At 45.4% G+C, this 12,279-nt stretch carries 6 protein-coding genes; 5 read left to right on the top strand and 1 reads right to left on the bottom strand.

The features are described 5' to 3' along the window. The first annotated feature begins 25 nt into the window (after window positions 1-25). The 5 genes from H524_RS0101285 to H524_RS0101265 all read left to right on the top strand — a co-directional run bounded on the left by H524_RS0101285 (window position 26) and on the right by H524_RS0101265 (window position 11,339). On the top strand, window positions 26-946 hold the full coding sequence (locus H524_RS0101285) for a DUF4194 domain-containing protein (protein ID WP_027938926.1): 921 nt from the start codon (window positions 26-28) through the stop codon (window positions 944-946). Window positions 947-967: 21 nt separating this feature from the next. Further along, window positions 968-5,737, top strand: coding sequence for an ATP-binding protein (locus H524_RS0101280; protein WP_027938925.1), 4,770 nt, complete (start codon window positions 968-970; stop codon window positions 5,735-5,737). Between the two features lie 430 nt (window positions 5,738-6,167). Then, on the top strand, window positions 6,168-7,016 hold the full coding sequence (locus H524_RS13595) for an MlaA family lipoprotein (RefSeq protein WP_052338832.1): 849 nt from the start codon (window positions 6,168-6,170) through the stop codon (window positions 7,014-7,016). 514 nt (window positions 7,017-7,530) lie between these two features. After that, window positions 7,531-9,102, top strand: coding sequence for a prephenate dehydrogenase/arogenate dehydrogenase family protein (locus H524_RS0101270; RefSeq protein WP_027938924.1), 1,572 nt, complete (start codon window positions 7,531-7,533; stop codon window positions 9,100-9,102). A gap of 425 nt (window positions 9,103-9,527) precedes the next feature. After that, window positions 9,528-11,339: a coiled-coil domain-containing protein gene (locus H524_RS0101265; RefSeq protein WP_027938923.1), complete on the top strand. Its 1,812-nt coding sequence runs from the start codon at window positions 9,528-9,530 to the stop codon at window positions 11,337-11,339. Window positions 11,340-11,473: 134 nt separating this feature from the next. Here the strand turns inward: H524_RS0101265 and H524_RS0101260 are convergent, their stop codons facing one another. After that, complete coding sequence (locus tag H524_RS0101260) at window positions 11,474-12,226, bottom strand: hypothetical protein (protein ID WP_027938922.1); 753 nt, start codon at window positions 12,224-12,226, stop codon at window positions 11,474-11,476. Window positions 12,227-12,279 lie beyond the last annotated feature (53 nt).

Raw genomic sequence — 12,279 nt, 5'->3', positions numbered from 1 at the left:
CAACAAAATTACTTTTGGAGCATGTATGGCTTTTAATGACGAAAATCGTGATGATCAATCGCGTAATACAGCAGCTTTTAACGCGCTCTTTAATCAGGGTGCGAACCCAGGCAGCACCGAGTCTGTAATGGACCGCTTAAGCCGTCTTGAGGGCACAGCACCTGACTATGGAACTGATGATTACACTCAGGCTGATGTAGGCACCGATGCTGACGTTAATGCTGAGAATACATCTGATGAGCAAAACGAGGAGCAAGCAAGCTCAAGAAGCCGAGCAAAGCTCATCTCTCCTGGTGCTTTAGTGGTATTCCTCTTAAAGAACTATATCGATAGAGAAGATGACAAGACCATCTTTGAATCCCTCGTGCGTCAAGAGCGTGAGGTTGAAGAGTTCTGTCGTCGTATGTTCTTACGCTTAGTTATCGACCATGACTCTGGCTTTGCTTATGTGCGCTCTTTATCTGAAGAAGAGATGCCAGTTGATTCAGGTCAGCGTCCACCACTATTACTCAACCGCCGTGCGATGCCGTTTTATGACAGCTTACTGCTCATCTTACTGCGTCAGCGCTTACTTGAGTTTGACCTCTCTGGTCAGTTTGGCCGCTTAGTGCTCGATCGTGCTGAGATCGTCACTATGGTTAAGAGCTTCGTGCATAACGTCAATAACGACAAGCGCCTTGAGGATAACTTAGATAAGTCCATTGAGCACTTAAGAACCTTAGGTTTACTTGGCCGTATTGGTCCAGTCCTTAAGAGCAGAACCAAGGCTGAAAAAGATGCTGAGCGCATTGAAGTAAAACGAATTATTGGTGTTATCGTGACACCTGAAATCTTAAAGCAGGCAGATGAAATTCTTGCCTCTTACTTAAAGCACATCAAGGAAGGTGGACGCGCTAAGAACACCTTAAATGCCGACGATGATGCCATGCTTGATACCGCTGATTAAGCCTGACTTAAGGGAAAAGCAATGCAAGATTTATTAAACAACGACGATCTTGAACAGCAACAGCAAGTCAGTGCTGGTAACGAGACTGCCTCGTCAGATGCTGTATCAACAAAAAGCCCATCAACTGAGCCTACCGCTGATGCTACCGCAGCGGCTAATGCCACCGCAGCAGCCACTGACGATGCAGCCTTAGCTGATAATGCTGCTGAGGCTCAGGGCTCTGATGCAGTCTTAGCTGATAATGCGGCCACTTCCGAGGTAAAGGTTGAGGAAGTTGAGGTTGGCTCAGGAAGCTTACTTGAGATTGCTGATGGCCAAGATCCAATGTCTTTGACTGAAGAGGATCTGCTTCGTTATCCACAAATGACAGTCAACCGTGAGGGCTTTAGACTGCAGCGTGTGGACATCTATAACTGGTCATCATTCAATAACAACGTTAAGTCCGTGTACTTTGGCGGTCAAAACGTTCTGATGACTGGTGATAATGGTGCCGGTAAGTCATCTTTAATTGACGCCATGACCGTACTGCTTTATGACGTACGTAAGGTCACCTTTAACCAGGCCGCTGGTGCAGAAAAGGGCGAGCGTAGCCTTAACTCCTATGTTTTAGGTCTGTATAAGAATGACAACTCCTCAGGTGTAAAAACTGAGCACGGTCTGCGTTCTGGTCAAAGCGCTGTTTTAAGTGTTATTAGTGCTACCTTCTTTAATGAGGCTCTCAATGAGTATGTAGTACTGCTACAGGCTATGGTGCATACCAAGAGCAAGGGCACTTTAAACCGCTATTACTTCATTGGTAATCAGGACTTTAACCTGCAGCATGATGTGCTGCCTGTTAAGGACATTAAGGAGCTCGGCGCTAAATTACGTTCGCTTGGTTGCACTCGTTACGACGGCTTCTCTGAGTACTACTCCATGATGCAGCGCCTCTTTGGTATTGAAGGTACCAAGGTGCTCGATCTGTTCTACAAGACCATTTCTATGAAGTCTATTTCCAATATTTCAGACTTCGTAAGAAAGCAAATGCTTGAAGACTTCAACGGCGATGAGTTAGTTGAAGAGATGGTCGATCGTTTTAACGACTTAGATGCATCTTATCGTTCTGTAGAAGAGGCCAAAAAGCAGGTAGAGGCTTTAGAGCCTATCTGTATCAAGGGTGAAGAGTACAGCACTGTAGCAACTCAGGTTGAGTTCTTAGAGCGTTGTAAGGTCTATACCTCACCATATCTCTTTAAGAAAAAGAGCGATCTGTTAAGTGTTGAGATTGAATCTAACAAGCAGCGCTTAGAAGATATCAACCACGATCTTGAGCGTAGCCGTCAAGACTTAGAGCGAATCAACACTCAGATTCAGAACGTTCAAAACGAGATCAATCAGCGCGGCGGTAACCGTCAGCAGCTTCTAGAGCAATCTATTGCATCTGAGCGTCGTGAGCGTGACCGTATCTACAAGGCCTTTGAAGATCATCGTACCTTAATGAGCAATATCTCATTGCCTGAGGTTAAGAGTGAGAAAGACTTCCAAGCTTCTTTAGTTAAGCTTGAAGAGATGAAGAAGCTCAACTCTTCAAAGATCAAGAACTACGAAGAGAACATTGCGCAGCGTAATATTGAGCTCAAGACTGAACAAGATCGCCTTGCAGAAGTTGCCGATGAACTCGATTCTTTAAGAAATCGTAAGAACAATCTGCCTAAGAAGTACATCGATACGCGTAACGAAATTGCTCATGCTATTGGCTGTACTGATCAAGACTTACCTTTCGCCGGTGAGCTCATGCAGGTACGTAGCGAGGAAAAGGCTAAGTGGGAATATGCAGTAGAAAAGCTGTTGCGCTCCTTTGGTCTTTCCATGTTAGTACCTGAGCAGTACTACAAAGACGTAGTTAATTACGTTAATAGCAACAACTTATCGATGCGTTTAGTGTTCTTCCGCATTAGCGAGAATGACATTGCTAACAACAATAATCGCATCAATACCACTTTAGGCGCTGCTTTAGGCGGTGGCTTTGATCGTCCACGTATCAGTGCTAACTCACTGCCACGCAAGATCGACATTAAGAACGATCCTGTGTTCCACTCTTATGTACGTCAGCATCTTGAGAGAACCTTCAACTACGTATGTACTGAAGATCAAGATGAGTTCCGTCGAGAGAAGTATGCCCTGATGCCGTCAGGTCTGTTCAAGGCTGGTGGTCGTAACGAAAAGGACGACCGTAGAAGCCGTAACGGTAATGACTATATCTTAGGTTGGACCAACGAAGATAAGATCGCCATCCTCTCTCAAGAGCGTATCCGTATCAATCAGGTAATCGACACCATCGAGTCTCAAAGAAGAACTCTGATGCAGGGTATGTCTCTTACTAGCCAACAGCAGAACGTGATTGGTCGCTTAAACTACATCACTCGTTTCTCTGAGATTGACTATGGTGCTCACGATAAGGTGCTCGAGGGCTTGTACGCTGAGTTAAATGAGCTCAAGAGTTCCTCAGACATTATGCGTACCCTCAATAAGCGCAAAGAAGAGCTCTTTGAGGATAAGCGTAACCACGAGACTCGTCGTGATTCATGGTTAAAGGAGCAAGGCTCAGTATCATCACGTAATGTTCATTTAGAGAATCAATTACTGCAAAGTAATGATCTGTGCATGAACTACCACATGATCGAAGAGCACTTAGCCGGCGCGATTGAGCGTTTAACCTCTGATGCCTTAGCTAGACTGCACTTAGGCGAGTTAACTCACGATCGTATTGATGTTATCAATAACGAGGTAGTCTCACGCCTGCAGCAAGACATCAATGCTCTGCAAAATAAGAAGTCTGGCTTAAGCCAGCAGATCGTGGCACTGCAAAGCCGCTTTACTCAGACCTTCGAGGTTGCAGCACGTAACCTTGATGCTTCACGTGCAGATGCATGGGAAGACTTTAAGAACTTCTTTGATAAGTTACAGCAAGACGATTTACCACGCTTTGTGGAGGCCTTTAAGGACAAACTCAATCGTGAAACTATCGATCAGTTAGGTACCTTAAACGCTGCCTTGCTTGCTCAAAGCCGCAAGATCAAAGAGCGTATTGCAGATATCAATAGCATCATGAAGGATGTGGACTTTAATCCAGATCACTACATTCAAATGGTGGCTACCGAATCTGCCGACGTTGAGATTAAGCAGTTTAGAGCTGACTTAAAGACCTGTACATCGGCTCTACCAGAGGAGGATAAGACCTTAGAGGCAGCCGATGAGCGCTTCCATCAGGTTAAGGCCTTAATCGACCGCTTCAAGGGCTTAGTCAATGAAGGTGATATTGACCGTCGTTGGCGTAACAAGGTAACTGACGTAAAGATGTGGTATGAGTTCTCCGCATCTGAGCATACTCGTCAGGATGATAGCCAGGTTGATTACTACGAGGATTCAGGCGGTAAGTCTGGTGGTCAGAAAGAAAAGCTTGCTTACACCGTGCTTGCCTCATCTCTTGCCTATCAGTATCAGTCCAATGCTCGTAACAAGGGCATTAGCTTTAACGATCCAAGCAAGAGCGCACATGGGACAAATCAGGCCAATACTGCAGATAATTCAGAGCAAAGTGCTAATGCCGAGGCTCCAAATGGCGTAGCTACAGGTCACTCACCTGTCTCTTATCATGACCGTTCATTCCGCTTCGTAATTATTGATGAGGCATTCGGTCGTGGTTCTCCACAGTCGGTTGATTATGCGCTGACCCTGTTTAGCAAGTTCAATCTGCAGCTGTTAGTTGCTACCCCAATGCAGAAACTCGATATCATCGAGAAGTATGTAAGACATGTGGCATTCGTCTACCGTGATGAAGAAAGCCATGAGTCTACTGTGCTTAACTATGGTCTGCTCGACTACATCCTTAAGCGTAAGCTCAAGGAGCACATGACCAGAGCTCCAGTGCTTACCGAAAAAGCAGCCGCTCGCGGTGATGCTGTAGCCAAGCTCGCTATCGATAAGGCAAGTGAGCTTTACGATAAGCTTGATGAGCGCATTATCTCTGAGCAAGATAAGTTTGCCGGCCCTCGTGTCACCGCTCAAGGCGCACCATCAGATGCTACAGCCAAAGCCCGTACCCCAAAAACAGCTACCCCAGATGCGGCAGCACCTGCAGCTGAAGCAGCACCAGCACCAGTAGCTGCAACAGCACCTGCAGCTGAAGCAGCAAGTGGCAGCGCCACCGATAGCAACACCGCAAGCACAGAGATTAGCCAAAACACTGCAGCAGCTAACACTCTAGCCGATGCCGATAGCGATGCAGATGTAGCAGCAGCAAACGCCGCTGCAGAGGCCAAGGCAGATGCTGCAGCTAACGATGAGAGTGAATCTAAAGATGAGGCTCAGGGCCAAGAGGCCGAGGCTAAGGCTTTAGAGGAGGAGCGTAATCGTCAGGAGCGCGAGCAGATTGCTAAGGAGCTGCAGCTAAAGGATGAAGATGGATCTTACTTCTCGATTGAGGAATACACCCGTAAGGTTCAAGAAGAGCATCAAAAGCAAAAGCAGCAGCGTACTGAAGAGGCTCTCTCCAAGCTCGACTTCTTGATGAGTAGCTTCCCAGCTGATAGTGAGGAGAACTCATCTGAGGCTGATGCTAATGTACCAAGTGAAGAGACTCAAGAGAGCTTAGATGATGGACAAGAAGAGTTCATCTTAAACTCAGATCTTGGCAGTAACACTAAGCCTAAGTCTCGCTCTAAGAAGCAAGAGGAAGAAGAGGAGCCTCAGTATGAGATTTCTCTTGAGGACTTATTAGTTATTGAAGATGAGGAAGAAGACATCTACTAACAGTTAAGCTTATGCTTAGCTTTAGCAAAGGGCGACGACCTTAATACTAGTGGTCAGTCGCTCTTTGTGTCTTTAGACATCTCATCTTGCTAAGGCAAAGTAGGTCTGAAAGTACATCGCACAAGAATTTACGCGGTGCTCTTTAGAAAATCGCTTATCTAACAGACACTTAAGTGCTAGTAATTGCACTGATGCATTCTGACGGTGTTAGAATCACCATCTGCTCTGTTTTGGTTCATAGTTGTATTAACTATGCATATCATTAGAATTAGGCCTAGGATGGCAAATAGAATTTATTGCTAAGGCCATATTTAGTTGTGTTTTCGATGCGCAGGCCATGGGATAGTTTGCTCCATGAGCTATGCATCGCTGTATTAGGCAAGTACTCAAGCTTTATGCTGTGAGTATGCTTAGGGCCATGGGGGTCGTTATGTTCAATCTCAAGCGTCATGTTAAGCAAGTTTTTGGCAGCTCTATGCTGTGTGCCGCCTTGATGCTATCTACTGTTGGCCTCACTACAGAGGCTCAGGCAGCTCATGGTGCTTACAACCCAATGATGCCAAGACAGCTCAGTGAGAAAGCTGCTAGCGCCGACTATACATACGGCTATAGTGTGCTCTCAGGTCATGCTATTGATACCCTTGAGGGGCCAAGCCGCTATATGTGGTACCTCAACTATGACATCTTAGATAAGTATATCTTAAGACCAGTATCCCATGGCTATGCTTACTTACCACAAGGTGTACAAAACTCTGTAGGCAACTTCTTTAATAACCTCGACGAGATTAACAACGTGCCAAATAATCTCTTAGTCGGTGAGTTTGCCTCCTCAGGTACCTCTTTAGTTCGTCTTGCCATCAATAGCACCATTGGTATCTTAGGTTTCTTTGATGTAGCCTCTTATATTGGTATCAAGCATACCCCAATGAATATGGCCACAGTGCTTGGTAAAGGCAAGGTTGAACAGGGCCCATTCATGATGATCCCAGCCTATGGTCCAACCACTGCTCGTGACCTGCATGGCGACATCATTGATGGTCTGCCTTGGTATGCCGTCTCTTGGCCAATTACTACAGCAAAGTTTGTAATTCGCGGTATTCACAATCGCGCTCAGCTCATTGATCAAGAGCCTGTCTTAGATAACAGTATTGATCCATACATCTTCACTCGCGATGCTTACCTCATGTACGACGAGAACAAGGTCAATCCAATTCAAGAAGGTGAAGTTACCGATACTGATGATTTTGACGATGAGCTCCTCGACGAAATCGACGGCTAAGGCAAATTAATACCCCAAACGACAGAGCCTGTTTGCCCACGCAACAGGCCTCATGAAAAGGCCGCTTAGCGGCCTTTTGTGCCTAAAGGCAAAGGCAAAATCATCACTCCTCATAAGCGCACACGCTAACAATCCGGCACAAGCGCAACACCACAAAAAACAGGCTCAGTGGAGCACCACTAAAATCAGGCTTAGTGGAGCACCACTAAAAATCGGCCCAAGCACATAAGATCGCAAGTTCGACCTAAGCGTACCGTGCAATGCCAAGCTGCTCTGCCCTGATTTGATGAAACTAAGATCCGCTATAGGCCATCATGCTGTTTTGCTATCTTTTGCGGCATAATACTCCTGTGCCTAATGAGCCAATGAGACTGCTTCTGCCCAAAGATGCTTGGTAGCAGATGAAAACTTGCGCTCAACCATAGGCAAACATTTGTAAAAGTATTCACCGATTTGAAAAGGAGCAAGGCTTAGGTTCAGTTATCTGAATCTTCCAAGCCTTTTGTCTATTAGTATGCCGACTAAGTCCTCTCAAGCTTCATCATCATGCGTCAATGCAAGCGCTTTAGACGCATGCAATACCACTCAAGCTAAGGCCGTAGACGCTCCTTATCAGAACAATGCTGCGAAGGTAACCCCAAGCTCTGCAAGCAATGCAGAGAGTCTAAGTCCAAACTCAGCAAGCAATGCAGAGAATGTAAGCACAAGCGCAGTAGGCAATGCAGAGCCGCTAAGTCAGAGTGCAGCAGCTAATGCTGAAACTGCAGCTGAGCTTAAGCGCCTTAGAGAAGAGATTGATGCGGCTGATGAGGCCATTGCGGCACTGCTTAGAGTGCGCACTTCATTAGTAAGATCAGCAGCTCGCCTTAAGTCGCAATCAGGCGAGGGCGTAGTAAGCGGTATTAGAGAAGAGAAAATTCTTTTCCATGGTGCTCAGCTTGAGCAAAAGTATGGCCTAGCTCCATCACTGATGCAGGATTTACAGCGTCGTATCTTAAGACAGTCATATATTGAAAAGGGCTCAGATAAGTACGCAAGTGCCCATGAGCAATCTGAAGCTAACAAATCAGCATCTGAGCGCTGTAAGGTCTGTATAGTCGGTGGTGCCGGCGGTATGGGCTCATACTTTGTACGCTACTTAAGCGCTGCTGGCTATGAGGTAAGTGTGGTTGAGCCTCATGATTACAAAATGGATCATTATGGAAGTGCGGTTGAGGACATTCATAAGTCAATTGCAGCCTCTCGTCTTGCTAGCGCTAATTGGTGCATTATCTCGGTACCAATTGACAAGACTAATGAAGTCATTAAGCAAGTAGCTAGTTTGATTAGAAAGGAATGTATTCTCTCTGATCTTACCTCCATTAAAGGTGAGCCACTGCAGACTATGCTCAAATACCACTCTGGCCCGGTAGTTGGTTTACACCCAATGTTTGGTCCAGATACAGTATCGTTCGTAAAACAGGTAGTAGTGGTTGTAAATGGCCGTGAAGATGACAAGTGCGCTTTTATTGCCAAGCAAATGAGACTCTTTGGTGCTCACGTTGTAACTTGTAGTGCCGATGAGCATGATAATGCCATGCGTGTGATTCAGGCACTGCGCCACTTTACTACCATCGCTTATGGTAACTTCCTACGCGAGCGCTTTGGAACAGACGCAGCTGATACAGGTAATGCCGTAAGTACAAGTGATCTAAGTCCAAACTGCTTAGATAACGATCCATCAAGCAAGCTAGGATCAGAGGGAAGGTCTTCACCAAACTCAGACTCTCCATTTGTGGCTCGCCTGATAGATATGTGTTCGCCTATCTATCACTTAGAACTTTTAATGGTGGGACGTCTGTTTGCTCAAAACCCAGAGTTGTACTGCGACATCATTAGTGCCTCAGATAAGAACCTTGAGCTTATTGAGCAGTACATTGACTGTGCTTCTCGATGCTTACAAATCCTCAAGCATAAAGACCGTGAGGCCTTTATCGATGAGTTCAAGTCCACCACCAATTTCTTTGGCTCTTATGCCGATAGCTTCTTAAAAGAAAGCGGACGCATCCTAGCTTTAGTTCAGGACACCTTTGCTGCCGACAAATAGCCATGCCAAGGCCTAGTGATAGCTTTGCTTGGTTTGTTGCAAATGCTTTGTGATTTGCATGTATAGCAAGATTGGTAATGTGCACAGTACGCGGTCAAAACAGACATTCGGTGGCGATTGGTTTTCATATCATTGCTATGGCTGTGGTATTATTTCTAGATGTGTCTTGTCATCAGACAGCCGCCAATGCAAGGTATCACTTTATTCTTAGTGGCATTCGTTGAGGCTCTCTGATTGACACTTTTAGCCCGAGTAGGCTGCTGTCATTGCTTGCATATACTCAAGATTTCAAACGCGAGTAGATTGATGTCTTTGCTTGCATATACTCAAGATTTCTAACCTGTGCCGTAATGATGCTAACCGTAGTTGAAGATTTAGCTAACAAGATCATTATGTGCGCTTTACCTGCTCTTTAGGATGGTTCCATGCTGCGCCTGGGAATACTGAAGAAACTACTTTACTGGACTCTGATTTTGCTGGCAGTGTGTTCACTGCTATTAGTTGCTCAAATCAAGATTGCGACTTATATCTTTGATGCCAAAATCTATTATGCGTTAGCTAAGGTCGAGCGTAAGATTCCAGGCTTAAAGCTGCAGTATGAATCTACAGGTGAGTCCTTTACCGAGCGTAAAGGTAGACTGCATTTCACCTTGCCACTTAAAAAGGGCAATACCTTAGGCGAAAGCGCAATTACTGGTGCTGTTGACACTACGTTACTTTTTGGCCCACTGCGTTTATCAGGCGGCATTGATAGCGTTCCAGGTAGTGGCAATATTGACGATATCTTAGCTAAGTTCAATATCGACCCAATTAGCTTCACCGGTGCCTTTAAGGTTACTGCTATTACTCCATCCATCCGTGCCACCATTAAGACTGACTCATTCTTAATCCCAACTAGCACAGGTATTTGTAAATTTGGACAGAATGCATTCAACTTCTCAGCAACTTCAACTGAGGATGTGGATGTAGCGTTAAGAAGTGCTGGTGTCGTTTGTGAAGGTGCGGAGCGCTATAACAATTCACCAAATTATCGCTTAGATCTTCTTGGTGTAGAGCTTTCACTTCTGCCTCGTATCATCGACAAGAAGCCTCACTTTGAGAGCTTGATTGTTAACTTCGAGAAGTTAGATTTTAAGTTCTCAACTTTGTATGCCATCGGTTTTACTCCAGAAGATGAGGTAAGAGATCCATCACTGCAAGACGGCATTTCCTTTAACAACGTCTCTACCATGATTACTTTGACTCAGCCTGATGCTGAGGGTATGTCAAAGCTGTCATTTGATAACTCTGGTAACTATGGCTTTGCCTTCCCATTAATTCGCTATGGTGTAGAGCAACCTTACTATGAATTAAACGACTTTAAGTTTGCTGGCTCTCTTGAGCGTATCTCAATTCCAAAGCTTTACGATGCATCTAAGGCTATTGTGAAAGGTGCTGATGAGAAGTTTGATACTAGCAAGGTCTTCAAAGAGGTTATGAAGGGCTTTACTGATGTGATTGGTATTACCATCGAGCAGTTTGGCTATACCCATAACAATCAAAGCTTTAGCGTACAAGGCAGAACTGATTTGTCATTTGATGAGCACAGTGTTAAGCCAAAACTCGCACGCTTTGACTCAGACTATAAGATCACTGCAGACAAGTCTTTAGTACGTGAAGTTGCCGGAACTGATTATCAAAAGCCACTTGATCAAGCGATTTGGTCAGGACAAATTTCTGATGACGGCGAGCGCTATACCACCGCACTTAAGCTGCATGGTACGTCTTTATCGCTTAACGACATTCCGGTTACTAACTTAGTATCTAATGACGATATGCTCTATGAGGAAGAGCAAAAGGCGTTAAAGCAACAAAAAGAAGAGCTTAAGGCTCAAGAAGAGGCTCTTAAAGCTGAAATTAAAGCTGCTAAGGATGCTCAGAAGAATCTGCCATCCCTTGTTGAGGGTAACTTAAATTCTGAGAACAAAGCTCTAGCACTGCCTGAAGAGCATGCAGCACCTGTAACAAAGCGCAATAGTGATGATGCCTTAGCACCAATTAATCCTCAGAGCAATGATGTGACTCAGATGCAAGCTGAGCCACAGGGCGCTGCGCAGCCTCAGGGAGCAGGGCAACCTCAAGGGGCAGTGAAGCCTCTGGGAGCAGGGCAACCACCTGCGCAGCCACCAGTGCAGAGTGCACCGCCAGCTCCATCACCTGCAGCAGGTGATGAGGTTGAGCCTATCAAGCTTTACTAGACTAAAGGTAGTAAATACAACAAGGGCCATAGCAATGATTAGTTGCTATGGCCCTTGCGCTTTTAGGCTGATTTTTTTTTGAGCACCACACGCATATTGGCAATGGCGGCTCTTATCTTTGATAACTAAGATTTTTAGTTATCGTGGATTCCTTTGAGCGTGAGGATAAATCCTTGACGCTTTTTAAAGCCCATAAACATGAACAGCACCATGGTCAGAACGATGAGACCTGCGGTGATCACCTGACCCATCATCTGTGATGGAATCACGCCACGAGCAGTCAGACTCATGATGGATGGGATGATAATGAATAAAGAGCAAATTAACAGTACACGGCAGTAGCGCACCATAGCCTCATTCGGGCTATTACGACGAGCTACTTTCTCAGGAATGGCTAAACCAATACCTGGCTCTTGCTTGTACTTTGGACCATCGATAATGGCAGGGCGTGCGGTGTAGCGGAAAAGGTGCTGCTTAACACCAGGACGTACCACTACCTCAAGCTTTAAATCTAACAAAGCGTTGGCTTTGCACTCAATTGCCTTTTCAAGTAAAGCGGCATGGCACTCACGCTCATGACCACCTTCAGCAGCAATTAAAAACTTACGATTATCAGCTATAAGCTTGTGCTCTGGATAGCTAGTCTCAGGAGTAGCGGCTACTTTGTCGTTGCCTAAAGAAATGGATTTGAGGGACTTAATTTCAGCCTTACCAAATGAAAACATGGATGGCTTAGAGATGTCTTCAAACTCACAATCAGCGCCAATGACCAGCTTTTCATCAGAGGCAAAGTCGTTAAGCGGAGCACGGTAAGTGCTAGCTGTACCATGAACATAGACATCACAATAAGACTTGTCGCGATTAATCGCTATAACTGTTCCCTGCATACTACCTCCTAAAGAACAGCGGGCATTATAGCACGCGCTAATAAAATGGCTTG

Origin of the sequence: Anaerobiospirillum succiniciproducens DSM 6400 (assembly GCF_000482845.1) — a bacterium.
Taxonomy (GTDB): domain Bacteria; phylum Pseudomonadota; class Gammaproteobacteria; order Enterobacterales; family Succinivibrionaceae; genus Anaerobiospirillum; species Anaerobiospirillum succiniciproducens.
Note: the sequence above shows the minus strand (reverse complement) of the source record. Positions and strands in the feature narration are given on the sequence as shown.

Bases quoted from the DNA above. Each gene is read 5' to 3' on its own strand.
- H524_RS13595 (WP_052338832.1), top strand. From the start codon at position 6,168: ATGTTCAATCTCAAGCGTCATGTTAAGCAAGTTTTTGGCAGCTCTATG.
- H524_RS0101280 (WP_027938925.1), top strand. From the start codon at position 968: ATGCAAGATTTATTAAACAACGACGATCTTGAACAGCAACAGCAAGTC.
- H524_RS0101260 (WP_027938922.1), bottom strand. From the start codon at position 12,226: ATGCAGGGAACAGTTATAGCGATTAATCGCGACAAGTCTTATTGTGAT.
- H524_RS0101270 (WP_027938924.1), top strand. From the start codon at position 7,531: ATGCCGACTAAGTCCTCTCAAGCTTCATCATCATGCGTCAATGCAAGC.
- H524_RS0101265 (WP_027938923.1), top strand. From the start codon at position 9,528: ATGCTGCGCCTGGGAATACTGAAGAAACTACTTTACTGGACTCTGATT.
- H524_RS0101285 (WP_027938926.1), top strand. From the start codon at position 26: ATGGCTTTTAATGACGAAAATCGTGATGATCAATCGCGTAATACAGCA.